Origin of the sequence: Paracoccus sp. MC1854, assembly GCF_014164635.1 — a bacterium.
In the GTDB taxonomy this organism is placed as follows: domain Bacteria; phylum Pseudomonadota; class Alphaproteobacteria; order Rhodobacterales; family Rhodobacteraceae; genus Paracoccus.
This window is the reverse complement of record NZ_JACJFU010000005.1, coordinates 52,689-67,879: the sequence shown is the minus strand read 5'-3', so window position 1 is coordinate 67,879 and position 15,191 is coordinate 52,689. Positions and strand designations below refer to the sequence as shown.

17 protein-coding genes are annotated in these 15,191 nt (G+C 66.7%); all 17 read right to left on the bottom strand.

The window, feature by feature from the left end:
• Nucleotides 1–36 precede the first annotated feature (36 nt).
• The 17 genes from H5395_RS06000 to rplO all read right to left on the bottom strand — a co-directional run bounded on the left by H5395_RS06000 (nucleotide 37) and on the right by rplO (nucleotide 15,060).
• The gene (locus H5395_RS06000; protein WP_182791628.1) at nucleotides 37–1,494 is read right to left on the bottom strand and encodes an amino acid ABC transporter permease; all 1,458 of its coding nucleotides are present in this window, start codon (nucleotides 1,492–1,494) and stop codon (nucleotides 37–39) included.
• Nucleotide 1,495: 1 nt separating this feature from the next.
• The gene (locus H5395_RS05995; RefSeq protein WP_182791626.1) at nucleotides 1,496–2,755 is read right to left on the bottom strand and encodes an amino acid ABC transporter permease; all 1,260 of its coding nucleotides are present in this window, start codon (nucleotides 2,753–2,755) and stop codon (nucleotides 1,496–1,498) included.
• 116 nt (nucleotides 2,756–2,871) lie between these two features.
• Entirely contained in the window at nucleotides 2,872–3,897 is a 1,026-nt protein-coding gene (locus tag H5395_RS05990; RefSeq protein ID WP_182791625.1) for an amino acid ABC transporter substrate-binding protein, read from the bottom strand.
• Nucleotides 3,898–4,027: 130 nt separating this feature from the next.
• On the bottom strand, nucleotides 4,028–4,774 hold the full coding sequence (locus H5395_RS05985; protein ID WP_182791623.1) for an ATP12 family chaperone protein: 747 nt from the start codon (nucleotides 4,772–4,774) through the stop codon (nucleotides 4,028–4,030).
• Nucleotides 4,771–5,427 (bottom strand): HAD-IA family hydrolase, encoded by a 657-nt coding sequence (locus H5395_RS05980; RefSeq protein WP_182791622.1) that lies wholly within the window; start codon nucleotides 5,425–5,427, stop codon nucleotides 4,771–4,773. The genes H5395_RS05985 and H5395_RS05980 overlap by 4 nt, the downstream gene beginning before the upstream one ends.
• On the bottom strand, nucleotides 5,424–6,461 hold the full coding sequence (locus H5395_RS05975; protein WP_182791621.1) for an RluA family pseudouridine synthase: 1,038 nt from the start codon (nucleotides 6,459–6,461) through the stop codon (nucleotides 5,424–5,426). Before H5395_RS05975 ends, H5395_RS05980 begins: the two co-directional genes overlap by 4 nt.
• The gene (gene crcB, locus H5395_RS05970) at nucleotides 6,458–6,823 is read right to left on the bottom strand and encodes a fluoride efflux transporter CrcB (protein ID WP_182791619.1); all 366 of its coding nucleotides are present in this window, start codon (nucleotides 6,821–6,823) and stop codon (nucleotides 6,458–6,460) included. The genes H5395_RS05975 and crcB overlap by 4 nt, the downstream gene beginning before the upstream one ends.
• Nucleotides 6,824–6,854: 31 nt before the next feature.
• Complete coding sequence (locus H5395_RS05965) at nucleotides 6,855–8,174, bottom strand: replication-associated recombination protein A (protein ID WP_182791618.1); 1,320 nt, start codon at nucleotides 8,172–8,174, stop codon at nucleotides 6,855–6,857.
• A gap of 57 nt (nucleotides 8,175–8,231) precedes the next feature.
• On the bottom strand, nucleotides 8,232–8,825 hold the full coding sequence (locus tag H5395_RS05960; RefSeq protein ID WP_182791617.1) for an acyl-homoserine-lactone synthase: 594 nt from the start codon (nucleotides 8,823–8,825) through the stop codon (nucleotides 8,232–8,234).
• Nucleotides 8,826–8,895: 70 nt separating this feature from the next.
• Nucleotides 8,896–9,507: an autoinducer binding domain-containing protein gene (locus H5395_RS05955; protein WP_182791616.1), complete on the bottom strand. Its 612-nt coding sequence runs from the start codon at nucleotides 9,505–9,507 to the stop codon at nucleotides 8,896–8,898.
• Nucleotides 9,508–9,726: 219 nt separating this feature from the next.
• Nucleotides 9,727–10,152 carry a 50S ribosomal protein L17 gene (gene rplQ, locus H5395_RS05950; RefSeq protein WP_182791615.1) on the bottom strand — a complete coding sequence of 142 codons (426 nt, stop codon included), beginning with the start codon at nucleotides 10,150–10,152 and terminating at the stop codon, nucleotides 9,727–9,729.
• A 147-nt stretch (nucleotides 10,153–10,299) separates the two neighbouring features.
• Entirely contained in the window at nucleotides 10,300–11,316 is a 1,017-nt protein-coding gene (locus tag H5395_RS05945; RefSeq protein WP_182791614.1) for a DNA-directed RNA polymerase subunit alpha, read from the bottom strand.
• 119 nt (nucleotides 11,317–11,435) lie between these two features.
• Complete coding sequence (gene rpsK, locus H5395_RS05940; RefSeq protein WP_036704563.1) at nucleotides 11,436–11,825, bottom strand: 30S ribosomal protein S11; 390 nt, start codon at nucleotides 11,823–11,825, stop codon at nucleotides 11,436–11,438.
• Between the two features lie 12 nt (nucleotides 11,826–11,837).
• Nucleotides 11,838–12,206: a 30S ribosomal protein S13 gene (gene rpsM, locus H5395_RS05935; protein ID WP_182791613.1), complete on the bottom strand. Its 369-nt coding sequence runs from the start codon at nucleotides 12,204–12,206 to the stop codon at nucleotides 11,838–11,840.
• Between the two features lie 148 nt (nucleotides 12,207–12,354).
• Nucleotides 12,355–13,038, bottom strand: coding sequence for an adenylate kinase (locus H5395_RS05930; RefSeq protein ID WP_182791612.1), 684 nt, complete (start codon nucleotides 13,036–13,038; stop codon nucleotides 12,355–12,357).
• Between the two features lie 21 nt (nucleotides 13,039–13,059).
• Nucleotides 13,060–14,430 (bottom strand): preprotein translocase subunit SecY, encoded by a 1,371-nt coding sequence (gene secY, locus H5395_RS05925; RefSeq protein WP_182791611.1) that lies wholly within the window; start codon nucleotides 14,428–14,430, stop codon nucleotides 13,060–13,062.
• A 138-nt stretch (nucleotides 14,431–14,568) separates the two neighbouring features.
• Entirely contained in the window at nucleotides 14,569–15,060 is a 492-nt protein-coding gene (gene rplO, locus H5395_RS05920; RefSeq protein WP_182791610.1) for a 50S ribosomal protein L15, read from the bottom strand.
• Between the last annotated feature and the right edge of the window lie 131 nt (nucleotides 15,061–15,191).

The following is a 15,191-nucleotide window of genomic DNA, read 5'->3' as shown; positions in this document are numbered from 1 at the left end:
CGGGGCCGGGTGTTCAGGTCGGTCATAAACGGTCCCTCAGCGGTGATCGGTCTTGAGCCGCCGTTCCAGATACATGGCGTATCGGGACATGGCGAAGCACAGGATGAAGAAGATGGTGCCGGTGAAGACGTAAGGCTCCCAATAGGCACCCTTCCAGGCGAAGGTCGCCCGGATCGTGTCGGCCATCTGCTTCAGCGGGTCGAAAAGGCCCACGAAGGTGACCAGCGTGGTGTCCTTGAAGACGCCGATGAAGGTGCCGACGATGCCGGGGATGGAAATCTTCAGCGCCTGCGGCAGGATGATCAGCCGCTGCGCCTGCCAATAGGTCAGGCCAAGCGAGTCCGCGCCCTCGTATTGCCCGCGCGGCAGGGCGGCCAAGCCGCCGCGGATCACCTCGGCCATGTAGGCGCTCGCGAACAGGGTCACCATGATGATGACCCGCAGGATAATGTCGAAGCTGGTGCCCGGCGGCAGGAAGTAGTTCAGCAGGATCGAGGCCACGAAGAGCAGCGTGATCAGCGGCACGCCGCGGATGAACTCGATGAACATGACTGCCAGCATCTTGACTACCGGCAGGTTCGACTGGCGGGCAAGCGCCAGGATGATCCCCAGCGGCAGCGACATGACGATGCCCGAGACGCCGATGGTCAGCGCCAGCAGGAAGCCGCCGAAGGACCGCGATTCGACCGGGGCCAGCGCCATCGGCAGAAGCGCCTGCAGGTCCGCCGCCACCCGGGGGCCGAGCGCCGTCCACCACCAGACGGCAAAACCCACGCCCAGCGCCAGCCCGATCAACCCCGCGCCGAAGCGTCCGAGGGTCCGCCAGATGATCAGGGCAAGGGCAAATCCGGCCAGAACCGCAAGCGGATTCCAGATCGGCCCGCCCCAGAGCAGCCAGACCGCAAGGAAAGGGTAAAGGAGGCTGAAGATCAGCGCCCGTCCCGGCACGTATTCGATCAGCGCCGTCAGGGCGACGAAAGCGGCGCCGATGACCAGCAGCGGCCGCATGGGCGTGCCCAGCGCGACGCAGGCCGCAAAGCCAAGGACCGCGGTCAGCGCCAGCACCGTCCAGCGCAGTCGGCGGCTTTCGGAAAACAGGATGGGAGCCACGGCGAACAGCAGCAGCGCGAAGGCGGCGGTCGGGCGCCAGTAATGCTCGGCCGGGTAGAAGCCGAAGATGAACTGGTTCCAGCGTTCGCGGATGATGGCGAAGCAGGCGCCGGTGGCGCCAGGGCCGTCGCGTTCCGCGATGATCTGGCGGCACTCGCCGATGCTGGATGCGTTCCAGACCGAGTTCGCGAACCACGGCCACAGATGCGAGACGATGCTCCAGACAACCGCCAGGCCGGCCAGAGTCAGCAGGATGTTCAGCGGCCCGGAAAACAGGTTCTCGCGCAGCCACAGCACCACCCCCGATTGCCGCGCAGGCGGAGGGGTCGGCGGCAGCATGGTGCCGCGCACGAAGGGGACGGTTTCGGCATGGACTTCGCTCATCTCAGCGCTCCTTCAGCCGGACGCGGGAATTGTAGAGGTTCATCACCGCCGAGACGATCAGGCTGATCGCCAGATAGATCCCCATCATCAGGATCATCGATTCCATTTCCCGCCCCGTCTGGTTCAGCGTGGTGCCGCCCAGCGTCGCCCGCAAGTCGGGATAGCCCACCGCGATCGCCAGCGAACTGTTCTTGGTCAGGTTCAGGAACTGCGAGATCAGCGGCGGGATGATGACCCGCAGCGCCTGCGGCAGCACCACCAGCGCCATGATCGGGCGGGCGCGCATCCCCAAGGCCGCGGCGGCCTCGGTCTGGCCGCGGCTGACGGCCATGATCCCGGCGCGCACGATCTCGGCGATGAAGGCGCCGGTATAAAGCGACAGCGCCAGCAGCAGCACCACGAAGCCGTTGTCGAGGTTCATGCCGCCCGCGAAGTTGAAGCCGCGAAGTTCCGGCGCGACCAGATGGATGCCGAACAACTGCATCAGCCCCAGCAGCGGCAGCAGAAACAGCGCCAGCGAGATCCACCAAGTCACGGGCCGCCGCCCGGTGGTGTCCTGCAGATACTGCGCCCGCTTCCGCAGCCAGCGGTTGATGAGCCAGGCCGACAGCAGCGCCACGGCAAAGGCCACCACCATCGCGTCGATCTGGACCCCTAGGATCGACACCGGGCCGGGATCGCGTTCCGCCACCACGGCGGGGACGGCGGTATAGCGATTCGTGGGCGCGACGGTGCCGAACAGGATCATCTCGGCATTGGCGGTCCCGTCCTCGGCCGTGCGGTAATCGCGGGGGGCGGGCATCACCTCGGTGAACAGCGCGAGGATCACGAGGATCCACAGCAGCAGCGGCACGTTGCGGAAGATTTCCACATAGACCGTCATCAGCCTGGAAACGAGCCAGTTCCGCGACAGCCGCAGCACCCCCGCGGTGACGCCCAGGACCGTGGCGATGACGCAGCCCAGCGCCGACACCAGCAGCGTGTTCAGCAGCCCCACCATCGCCGCCCGCAGATGGGTCGAGTTCGAATCGTAAGCGATCAGGCTGAAGGGGATGTCATAGCCCGACCGGTTGGTCAGGAAGCCGAAGTCGAAGGTCTTGCCCATCCGGGCAAGGTTCTGGACCGTGTTGTTCACCAGCCATGCCGCGACGGACATCACCAGGATGAATACGAGCGCCTGGATCAGCAGCGCGCGATAGTGGCGGTCGTAGATCAGCATGGACAGCCGGAAGGACTGCCTTGCCGGGGGTGCAGGCGCCATATGTTTCTCCCAGTTGGGCCGGGCGGATCTTTGCGTCCACCTCGGCCACGGGTGCATCGTTCAGCCGGAACGAAGCGCCCCGCCGCGCAGGTCGGCGGGGCGGGGCGTCAGGGTTTTCAGCGGAACGGCATCGCGTACATCAGGCCGCCCTGCGTCCACAGCGCGTTCAGCCCGCGCGGCAGCCCGATGGGGGTCTGCTCGCCGATGTTGGCGGCAAAGATCTCGCCATAGTTGCCCGAGGCGGCGATGGCCCGCTTGGCCCATTCCTTGTCCAGCCCCAGCATCGCGCCGTAATCGTCGGTGGCGCCCAGCATCCGCTGCACGTCGGGATTGGTCGAGGACCGCGACAGTTCGTCCAGATTGGCCGAGGTCACGCCGTATTCCTCGGCCGAGATCAGCGCGTAAAGCGTCCAGCGGACGATGTCGCCCCAGTTGCTGTCGCCGTGGCGGACCGCCGGAGCCAGCGGCTCTTTCGAGATGATCTCGGGCAGGATGATGTGGCTGTCGGGATCGGCGAAGGCCGCCCGGGTCGCGGCAAGGCCGGATGCGTCGGTGGTATAGGCGTCGCAGGCGCCCGCCATGTACTGCTGCTCACCCTCGGCGTTCGAATCGATGTTGACCGGCTGGTAGGTCATGTTGTTGGCCTTGAACCAGTCGGCCAGGTTCAGTTCGGTCGAGGTGCCGGTCTGGATGCAGATCGTCGCGCCGTCGAGTTCGGTGGCCGAGCTGACGCCGAGATCCTGACGGACCATGAAGCCCTGCCCATCGTAATAGTTCACCGCCGCGAAATCCATCTTGAGGTCGGTGTCGCGCTGGAAGGTCCAGGTCGAGTTCCGCGCCAGCAGGTCCACCTCGCCCGAGGTCAGCGCGGTGAATCGCGTCTGCCCGGTGGTGGGGATGTATTTCACCTTGGCGGGGTCGCCCAGCACGGCCGCGGCGACCGCGCGGCAGACCGCGATGTCGAAGCCCGACCAGTTGCCGTTCGCATCCGGCGCGGCAAAGCCGACAAGGCCGGTGTTGACGCCGCAGTTCAGCACGTCGCGCTGCTTGACCTGCGCGAGGGTGTCGCCCTCGGCTGCCATCACCGTGCCCGCGGACAGCGCCGCGGCGGCCACCGTGGCCAGGAAAGCCGTGTGTCGCATGAAGTTCCTCTCTGTTGTCCGCCGGATCTGCGCCCGGCACGGTTTTCTCGGCTCGGTTGACCGGCCCGCCTGCCGGGACGCGCCTGACGCGCTCGGCCTGAACGTCATACTGCCGGTCGCAACGCGTCCGTCAAGCGTCAGGCGAGGGGTCCGTTTTCGACGCCGCGTCCGCCGCCAGCAGCGCCAGCAGCCGCGCGGCATTCCGCAGCGCCTGCAGCCGCCCCTCGGCGGCGATGTCGGCTTCCTCGTCGCGGCCCCAGATTGCGGCCTGATGCTCCTCGTCGATGCGGGACAACCGGTGCGCCTCGTCCGCCCGCAGCCGCCCCCCCAGCACCGCAAGCCCCAGGATGAGCGAGCCCGAGAGCGTCACCAGGTCATGCAGCGCCGTCAGTTGCCAATGGCTCAGGGCGTCCAGCCGGTCCCGCAGCCGCGTCAGCGCCACCCGGTCCTGCGCGACGGGGATCACTCCCTGCGTCACCAGCAGCATTGCCTGCAGGTCGGACCGCGCCCAGTCCAGCAAGGGGTTCCAGCCCTCGGCCTGCTGCATGACCAGCTCGACCGGATGCTCGGCCCGGTAGCACAGAAGATCGGTGCCGCCGTATTCGGCCAGCATGTCGGCCACGGCATCGAACTGCGGCGCGACCCGCTCGATGGCCGAGTTCGCGGCCCGCGTCAGCGGCATCGCGCCGGGATCGATCACGTCGGTCTGCGCGTCCCATTCCGCGGCCACCGCCAGTGCCAGCGCACGGGTCGGCAGCACCAGCGGCAGCTTGCCGGGGGTGCGCAGGGGACGACCGTCCAGCCGCACCTCATAGCCGCCGGGGACGGGCTCGACGGCGTTTTCCTTCCAGAAGCGGCGGGCCTGCCATTCGCTCATGCTGCCCAATCCTCGATCAGTTGGGAAAGTTCGGAAAAGTCGCGGGCGACGGCCAGCGCCCCCGCCGCAGTCAGGTCACCGGCCGGGTGATGGCCCCAGGCAACCCCGATGGCCTTGATGCCGGCATTCCCTGCCATGAGGATGTCGAAGCTGGTGTCGCCGATCATCACCGCGCGGGTGGCATCGACCCCGCTGTCATTGAGACAAGAGAGGATCATCCCTGGCGCGGGCTTCGACAGATGGCCGTCGGCGCAATGGGTGGCCGTAAAATAGCCCTCCAGCCCATGCGCGGCCAGCAGCGCGTCCAAGCCCCGCCGCGACTTGCCGGTGGCGACCGCCATCAGCAGGTCGTCCAGCGCGGCCAGCCGGTCAAGGCAGTCCCGCGCGCCGGGAAACAGCGGCGATTCGGCCATCGCCCGCGCGGCAGAGTAATGGACGCGATAGCCCTCGGCCACGGCCGCATGGGTCGCCGGGTCATGGCCGGGCAGCAGGGTCTCCACCGCTACCGGCAGCGACAGGCCGACGATGCCGCTGACCTTGCGGTGCGGCAGTTCCGGCAGCCCTGCGGCAGCCATGCCCGCGGCCATGGCCTCCATGATCATCGCATGGCTGTCCACCAGCGTGCCGTCGATGTCCCAGATGACCAGCTTCATGCGTCCTCGAACGGATCGGCGGGCACGTCACTCTCGTGCCAGCCCAGGGTCTTCCATGTCCGCGCCATGTGATCGGGCAGGGGCGCGGTCAGGGTGACGCGCTTGCCGGTGATCGGGTGGTCAAAGCCGATGGACCGCGCGTGCAGGTGCAGCTTGCGGCTGATCTCTCCGCCAAGCTGCGCGCCCCAGCCGTCGCCGAGGTTTTCCTGCCCCGAGCCGCCATATTTGCCGTCGCCGATGATCGGGTGGCCGAGTTCCGCCATATGCGCCCGCAACTGGTGGGTGCGGCCGGTGATGGGCACCAGCGCGGTCCAGCTGACGCGGGTGCCGAGGCTGTCCACCACGGCGTAGTCGGTGGTCGCTCGCTTGGCGCCTTCGGTCTGATCGACCTTGGCCGGGTGGACGCAGATCATCTTCTCGCCCTCGCCGCCCCGCCCGTGGCCCGGCGCCTTGACAAGGCCAAAGCGGACAGTGCCCATTTTCGGGTTCGGCACACCCGCGACGGCCGCCCAGTAGATCTTCCGGGTGGTCCTTGCGCGGAAGGCTTCCGACAGCCGGCGCGCCACCCGGTCAGTGCGGGCCAGCAGCAGCACGCCCGAGGTATCCTTGTCCAGCCGGTGCACCAGCTTCGGCTTCTCCTTGTAGCCGAACATCAGCGCGGGAGTCAGGCCGTCCACATGGCGTTCCCCTTGCCCCGAGCCGCCCTGCGAGGGCAGTCCCGGCGGCTTGTTGATGGCGATGATATGCTCGTCCTTCCACAGCACCGCCGCCTGGATCATCTCGGCGTCGCTTTCCCGCAGGCGCGGCGCGGCAGGCGCAGGTGCGGCGTCGGGCAAGGGCGGCACCCGCACCTCCTGCCCCGGCTCGACGCGGGTTGCGGGCTTGACCCGGCCCGCATCGACACGGATCTGGCCGGTGCGGCACAGCTTCTCGATGGCGATCTGGTTCAGTTGCGGAAAACGCTTCCTCATCCAGCGGTCCAGCCGCTGCTCGCCCTCGTCATCGCCCACGCGAAGGATCTGCACGCCGCTCATGCCGGACGCCCCATGGAAAGCCCCGCAACAAGCGCGGCGAGCGAAAGAAGGACGCTGACCCCGACATAAAGCGCGGCCATGCCCCCCTGTCCCTTCTGCCACAGCGTCACCGCATCCAGCGAGAAGGCCGAGAAGGTGGTAAAGCCGCCCAGCATCCCCGTCAGCAGGAGGGGTGCCCAGGCGCCGTCACGCCCCAGGGCCGCTACCACCAAGCCCATCAGGAACGAGCCCGCGACATTCACCCCCAGCGTCGCCCAGGGGAAAGCCGGCCCCAGCAGCCGCGCCGCGCCCAGGTTCACGCCATGGCGTGCCGTCGCGCCCAAAGCGCCGCCCAGCGCCACCTGAAATACCGCAGTCATCATCCCGCTGACCTGTAGATGCGCCCCGGCAAAGTCAACCGCCGCGCTTGAGCCGCTGGCTCACGAACCAGTCGAGCCGCTTCTTCAGTTCCCGCTCGAACCCGCGCTCGACGGGGGTGTAGAGGACGGGGCGCTTCATGCCGTCAGGGAAATAGTTCTGCCCGGAAAAGCCGTCCTCGGCGTCGTGGTCATAGGCATAGCCCGCGCCATAGCCCTGGTCCTTCATAAGCCGCGTGGGCGCGTTCAGGATATGGGCGGGCGGCATCAGGCTGCCGGTCTTCCGCGCCTCGGCCCGCGCGGCCTTGTAGGCGGCATAGCCCGCGTTCGACTTGGGCGCGAGCGCAAGGTAGATCACCGCCTGCGCCAGCGCCAACTCGCCTTCCGGCGAACCGAGCCGTTCATACAGCGCCCAGGCGTCCAGGCAGTGGCGCTGCGCTGCCGGATCGGCCAGACCGATGTCCTCGATCGCCATGCGGGTGATGCGGCGGGCGAGGTAGCGCGGGTCCTCGCCCCCTTCCAGCATCCGCGCGAGCCAGTAGAGCGCGGCATCGGGGTCCGAACCACGGACGGATTTGTGCAGCGCCGAGATCAGGTTGTAATGCTCGTCGCCCCCCTTGTCGTATTTCGCGGCCCGGCGCATCAGCCGGCGCGAGAGTTCGTCGGTGCCGAGGGGACGCTCCACCTTCCAAGCCATCACCTGCTCGATCAGGTTCAGGGCGGCGCGGCCGTCGCCGTCGGCCATGGCCAGCAGCGCCTCGCGCGCCTCGCCGGTCAGCGGCAGGGCGCGGTCCATCTCGCGCTCGGCCCGCTGGGCGAGCAGTTCAAGATCGGCCAGTTCCAGCCGCTTCAGAACGATCACCTGCGCGCGGGACAGAAGCGCCGCGTTCAGCTCGAAGCTGGGATTCTCGGTCGTGGCGCCGACCAGAAGGATGGTCCCATCCTCCATATGCGGCAGGAAGCTGTCCTGCTGCGCCTTGTTGAAGCGGTGGATCTCCTCCACGAACAGCAGCGTGCCCCGCCCCTGCCGGTAATGCAGGCGGGCGGTGTCGAAGACTTTCCGCAACTCGGGCACGCCCGAGAAGATCGCGGAGATCTGGACGAAGTCGCGCTCGGTCTGGTCGGCCAGCAACCGCGCGATGGTGGTCTTGCCAACGCCGGGCGGTCCCCAGAGGATCAGCGAGGACAGGCTGCCCGCCCCCAGCATCGCCCCAAGCGGCCCGTCGGGGCCGAGGATCGCGCCCTGGCCGATGACCTCGGCCAGCCGCCGCGGGCGGATGCGATCCGCGAGCGGACGGTGGGCCGAGCGTCCCGCGGGCTCGGGCGAAAGGGGCATGTCGTCGAAAAGATCGGCCATGGCGGGCAGTTTACGCTGCCCGCCATGTGGTGGGTATCCCCCACCTTTGCCGCGCCATCAGTGCATCTTCGGCACGAGGTTGATCGATACACACTGGTTCTCCTCGCCCTCGATCAGCAGGACGCGGCCGATCGCCTCGGCGTCCAGGCCGCAGCGGCCGTACCAGCGCGGCCAGGTCGCCCCGGTGAGCGCTATCAGACGGGTCGCGCCGAATTCGCGCGCGGTCCGGGTCATGGCACCCGCCATCTGCATGTGGACCTTGCGGCGGATCGCCATCGGGGTCTCGTGGTTGACGAAGACGCGGGTGCATTCCCACACCTGCGGATCGACGGGGGCTTCCCCATACAGCAGGTCCTGCGGGATCGTGCCGCCAAGGACGCCGCGCTGCGCGTCGCGGATCATGTAGGAGTAGATCCCGCACTGGGCGGTGGTGGGCGTCAGGCGGAAGCCGCCAAGCACCTGGTCAACGCCGTCGTGAACAGCGACCCAGCGGCTGGCGGGGGTGTCGTACTGGTCATATTCCATGCCATCGGCCTGCGGCAGATCCCAGTTCTTCTGGATGATGAAGCTCTGCCGGCGGGCGCGGAACAAATTCGCAAACAGTTCGCCGTGGTTGTGAAGATTGCTGAAGGAAAGCGTGGTGGTCTGCATGGTCTTCTCCTGGGGTTGAGGGGTTGGCCCCCCGGAGCGACCGCGGTTGGTTGAATGACGGGCGAACGGCCTAAAGCAGACGGTAATCCTTGGCTCGCTGCAGCGCCTCGGCCGTTGTCCTGGCCATCAGCCGTTCACGGGCGGAAATCAGACGCGCCTTGAACGCACTTTCGGTGATGCCGAGCTTTGCAGCCGCTGCCGCGTGGCGATCGCCCTCCGCGATACATCGAAGGGCCTCTTGCTGAGCCTTTGTCAGGCTCTCCGGCGGCTCCGTGATCTCGTGGAGTCGTCGTACCAGAGCCGAGATCGTCTCGATCTCGTCATCCTTGAATTCACGCGTGTCATGGGCAAAGCTCGCAATGGTGCGTGACTTGATCGGACCGCTGGACATGGTCAGCCCGTAATGCAGCCCATGACTTGCCGCATCGGCGAGGATGCCGAAGGGATCGGGAATCGGCATGGCCGACCAGCGCACCGCACCTGTCGTCGAGAAGCCCCAGGCGATCGTCGGATCGCGCAAGGCATAGGCATTCGCCGTGTATCGTTCCGACCAGCCCTCGGGATAGGTCTGGAACCTCATGATGGGGGCCGCGAAACGGATGTGCAGCCCGATGTAATACCCCACGGGCGCCAGTTTTTTCAGGCGCGACAGGGTGGCGGTGATCTCGGCTCTCGAAGACATATCCTTTTAGACAAATTGCCAAGGAGGCGGTCAATGGGCTTATTTAAGGACAAGGCCCAAGCCTTGCCGGCGTTACCCTGTTATTTAAGTGTAGAACGTATTTTTTCAGTTAACGGTGATGCAAAAAAGAACCCGCGCAGCATGGCTGCGCGGGTCTATTTGTCCTGACGTGGCGTCACTTGGCAAGGGCCGGCAGCAACCGGCCCCTGACTTCGTGGATCAGGCGTCGAAACCGATATCCGCCTCGGCTTCCAGACGGGCGCGGTCCGCGGCGCCCTTGGCCGAGGTGTCGCGGTCGACGAACTCGATGATCGCCATGGGGGCCATGTCGCCGTAGCGGAAGCCGGCCTTCAGCACCCGGACATAGCCGCCCTGACGGTCGGCATAGCGGGGGCCGAGGATCTCGAACAGGCGGGCGACATGCTGGTCCTGCTTCAGTTGTGCCGCAGCCTGCCGGCGGGCGTGCAGGTCGCCGCGCTTGGCCAGCGTGATCAGCTTTTCGATGATCGGGCGCAGTTCCTTGGCCTTGGGCAGGGTCGTCTTGATCTGCTCATGCTCGATCAGCGAGCCGGCCATATTGGAAAACAGCGCCTTGCGGTGCTCGTGGGTGCGGTTCAGGCGGCGGTAGCCGCGGGCGTGACGCATGGGTGTCTCCTATCGCGTTTTGCTTTGTCCGGCGGCCGTGCGTTGCGGACGCTCTCCTTGGGGCGGGATGCCCGGTTTTTCCGGGGCACGGGCGATGCACAGTCGATGCACAGACGATGCAGACGGGACCGTGCCCCCGAAGTTTCCTCAGAACTGGTCGTCGAAGCGCTTGGCGAGATCCTCGATGTTCTCGGGCGGCCAGTCCACCACGTCCATGCCGAGATGCAGGCCCATGCCCGAAAGCACCTCCTTGATCTCGTTCAGCGACTTGCGGCCGAAGTTCGGGGTCCGCAGCATCTCGGCCTCGGTCTTCTGGATCAGGTCGCCGATATAGACGATGTTGTCGTTCTTGAGGCAGTTGGCCGAACGGACCGAAAGCTCCAGCTCGTCCACCTTCTTCAGCAGGCGCGGATCGAACTCCAGCCCGTCCTCGGCGTCCTGGCTGCGGGCCGATTCGGGTTCCTCGAAGTTGACGAAAACGCCAAGCTGGTCCTGCAGGATGCGCGCGGCATAGGCCACGGCGTCGTCGGGGGTCAGCGAGCCGTCGGTTTCGACGCGCATGGTCAGCTTGTCGTAGTCCAGCACCTGGCCTTCCCGCGTGGGCGTGACCTCGTAGCTGACCCGCTTGACCGGCGAGAAGATGGCGTCGATCGGGATCAGGCCGATGGGCGCGTCCTCGGGACGGTTCTTGTCGGCGGCGACATAGCCCTTGCCGATGGCGACCGTCAGTTCCACGTTCAGCTCGGCGCCCTCGTCGAGGTGGCAGATCACATGGTCGCGGTTCAGCACGGTGATGCCGGCGGTTTCGGTGATCTGGCCGGCCTTGACCTCGCCCGGGCCCTTGGCGGACAGGGTCAGGCGCTTGGTCCCGTCCACGTCCATCTTCAGCGTGACGCCCTTGAGGTTCAGCACGATGTCGGTCACGTCCTCGCGCACGCCCGGCACCGAGGAAAATTCGTGCAGCACGTTGTCGATCTGCACGCTGGTGATGGCGGCGCCCTGCAGGGACGACATCAGCACCCGGCGCAGCGCGTTGCCCAGGGTCAGGCCGAAGCCCCGTTCCAGCGGCTCGGCGATGACGGTGGCGACGCGGGACGGATTGCCGCCCGGCCGGATGTCCAGCTGCGCGGGCTTGATCAGCTCGGCCCAGTTCTTGTGGATCATGCGATTTCCTCCATTCCTGTTTCCGGCCCCATGTCCAGCCGCCGGAAACGCCCGAGGTAAAATGCGAAAAGCCGTCCCGCGCCGGCGGATGCGGCGCGGGACGGGTCAATGAACGGTCGTCAGACGCGCCGGCGCTTGGGCGGGCGGACACCGTTGTGGGCGATCGGCGTCACGTCGCGGATCGCGGTGATGTTGAAGCCCACTGCGGCCAGTGCGCGCAGCGCCGATTCGCGGCCCGAGCCGGGACCCTGAACCTCGACCTCGATGGTGCGCATCCCGTGTTCCTGCGCCTTCTTGCCCGCATCCTCGGCGGCCATCTGCGCGGCATAGGGGGTCGATTTGCGCGAGCCCTTGAAGCCCATGGTGCCGGCCGACGACCATGCGATCGCGTTGCCCTGCACGTCCGAGATCAGGATCTTGGTGTTGTTGAACGACGAGTTCACATGCGCCACGCCGGTGGCGATGTTCTTGCGTTCCTTGCGCTTCATGCGCGTCTTGTCGCGTGCCATGTCCCTGCCCCCTTACTTCTTCTTGCCGGCGATGGGTTTCGCCGGGCCCTTGCGGGTGCGGGCGTTGGTATGGGTGCGCTGGCCGCGCACGGGCAACCCGCGGCGGTGGCGCAGGCCACGGTAGGAACCGAGGTCCATCATGCGCTTGATGTTCATCTGCGTCTCGCGGCGCAGGTCGCCCTCGACGGTCAGGTTGGCGTCGATGAACTCGCGGATCTGCAGGACTTCGGCGTCCGACAGGTCGTTGACGCGGCGCGAGGGGTCGATGCCCACGGCCTTGACGATTTCGTCGGCATTCAGCGGGCCGATTCCATGGATATACTGCAGCGCGATGGGAACGCGCTTGCCGGTCGGGATGTTGACGCCAGCGATACGGGCCAAGTCCGTTGTCCTTCATGTTGCGCTTCCGTAACGCCGGAAGCTTTTTTCACAACCAATGGCCCGCGGCATCGCCGTCGGGCCATCGCTTCACCCCGGATGGGTGATTCTCGAATGAGATGACTGCGGTTAATGGATCAGGGGCTGCCCGTCAACCGCTTGCGGACAGCGCCGGATCGGCTTCGATGCCGTCCATGATGGCCGCCACTTCTGCGCCGACCTCGTCCATGGCGGCCATGCCGTCCACGGGCGCCAGGGTCTTCTTGGCGTAGTAGTAACCGACCAGCGGCGAGGTCTTCTTGTAATATTCCATCAGCCGGGTCTTGAGGCTTTCGGCATTGTCGTCGCCGCGCCGCCGCAGGTCGGTCGAGCCGCAGACGTCGCAGACCCCCTCCTTCGCGGTGGGGCGGGTCTTGTCGTGATAAACCTCGCCGCAGTTGCCGCAGGTGAAGCGGCCGCTGATCCGGTCCACCAGCGCCTCGTCATCCACCCGCATCTCGATCACGGCGTCGATCTTGCGGCCCATGCCGGAGAGCAGCTCTTCCAGCGCGTCGGCCTGCGGCAAAGTCCGGGGAAAGCCGTCGAAGATGAAGCCGGGGGCCTCCTCGGTTTCCAGCTTTTCGCGGATCAGGCCGATGACGATCTCGTCGGTGACAAGCTGGCCGCGGTCCATGACATCGGCCACGACCTTTCCCATCTCGGTCCCCGAGCTGCGCGCCTCGCGCAGCATGTCGCCGGTGGACAGTTGCACCAGGCCGCGGTCCTCGACCAGCGCGCGGGCCTGGGTGCCCTTGCCCGCGCCGGGCGGCCCCAGCAGGATGATGTTGATCGTCACGACTCCCCCCTTCGTGGATTGTCAGCGGCGGGCCGGCAGGCGGCGGGGCTTGGGTTCGCCCGCCTTGCGCTTGCCGCGCAACTGCGACTTCTCGATCAAAGCCTCATACTGATGGGCAAGCAAGTGGCTTTGGACCTGGTTGATGGTGTCCATCGTCACCGAGACGATGATCAGGACCGAGGTGCCGCCGAAATAGACCGGGACCGAGAAGCCGTCGCGGATCACCTCGGGCAGCAGGCAGACCAGCGCAAGATAAAGCGAGCCGATCACCAGCACCCGGTTGACCACGTAGTCCAGATATTCCTCGGTCCGCTTGCCGGGACGGATGCCGGGGATGAAGCCGCCCTGGTTCTTGAGGTTCTCGGCGACGTCATCCGACTTGAAGGCCACGTTCTGGGTATAGAAGTAGCTGAAGAAGATGATCATCGCCGCGAAGAACAGCAGGTACAGCGGCTGTCCGGGGCCGAAATAGGCCAGGATCGTGGACATCACCGGCCCGGTCTGGTTGCCCGAGAAGGTCGAGATCGTGACCGGCAGCAGCAGAAGCGAGCTGGCGAAGATCGCGGGGATGACGCCCGCCGGGTTCACCTTCAAGGGCAGGTGGCTGGACTGTCCGTCGTAGATCTTCATGCCGACCTGGCGGCGGGGATACTGGATGCGGATCTTCCTCAGCGCACGTTCGACGAACACGACGAAGGCCATGACCGCGATCACCAAGGCGATGATGCCGAGGATCACCGGGGTCGAGATCGCGCCGGAACGGCCCTGGGCGAAGAACTGCGCCAAGCTGCCGGGGATTTCCGCAAGGATGCCGACATAGATGATGAGCGAGATGCCGTTGCCGATGCCGCGGGCGGTGATCTGCTCGCCCAGCCACATCAGGAACATGGTGCCGCCGACCAGGGTGATGATGACGGCGGCGCGGAAGAACCAGCCCGGATCATGGGCCATGCCGCCGGCCTCGAGGCTCAGCGCGATGCCGTAGGCCTGGAACAGCGCCAGCAGCACGGTGCCGTAGCGGGTGTACTGGTTGATCTTCTTGCGGCCCTGCTCGCCTTCCTTTTTCAGTTGCGCGAGCGTGGGGACCATCGCCGTCAGCAGCTGCACGATGATCGAGGCCGAGATGTAGGGCATGATGCCCAGGGCGAAGACGCCCATGCGGCCCAGCGCGCCGCCGGTGAACATCGACAGCATCCCGCCGATGCCCGCCTGCGCCTGTTCCATGAAGGCCCGCAACGCGCCGCCGTCGATGCCGGGAACGGGGATATAGGTGCCGAGCCGGTAGATGATCAGCAGGCCCAGAGTGAACCAGATGCGTTGGCGAAGCTCGGTCGCGCGGCCCAGCTGACCCCAGCTGAGGTTCGCGGCCATCTGTTCTGCGGCTGACGCCATGACTGACCTCTGTCTATCGGCGGCGATGCCTGCCGGATTTGACAGCGCCGCCGGACCGTTGCCGGTGCGGCGGCGCTGGGAAAAACTCACCGCTATCTAGGCGGCGCGGGATGCCGCTTCAACAGCTTATTGCGCCGCTCATTCGGCGGTGGCGTTGTCCTGCTCAGCCACCGGGCGGGTCAGCACCAGTGAGCCGCCCGCGGCCTGCACCGCCGCCGCCGCCGAGCCGGACGCGCCCGACAGCGTCAGGTTCAGCGCCGCCGTCAACTGGCCCTTGCCCAACAGGCGGATGCCGTCGCGCTTGCGCCGGGTGGCGCCGGCCGCGATCAGCGCGTCCTCGTCCACCGACTGGCCGGCGCTCAGCTTGCCCGCATCGACCATCGCCTGAAGCTGGCCCAGGTTGACCACGGCGAATTCCAGCCGGTTCGGCTTGGTGAAGCCGCGCTTGGGCAGGCGGCGATACAGCGGCATCTGGCCGCCTTCGTAGCCGTTCAGCGCCACGCCCGAGCGCGAGGTCTGGCCCTTGATCCCGCGCCCGGCGGTCTTGCCCTTGCCGGAACCGGGGCCGCGCGCCACGCGCTTCTTCTTGCGGTTCGCGCCGTCGTTGTCGCGCAGTTCATGCAGTTTCATGTCGCTATCTCCCTTGCCGGAAACGCCCCAACAGCGACAAAGGGGCGCACGCGGCGTGATGAATCATCCGTCCCCGCAGGTGGATCCACGGCGACTGGCCGCATCTACAGCCCCTGTCCCGCCGACGCAAG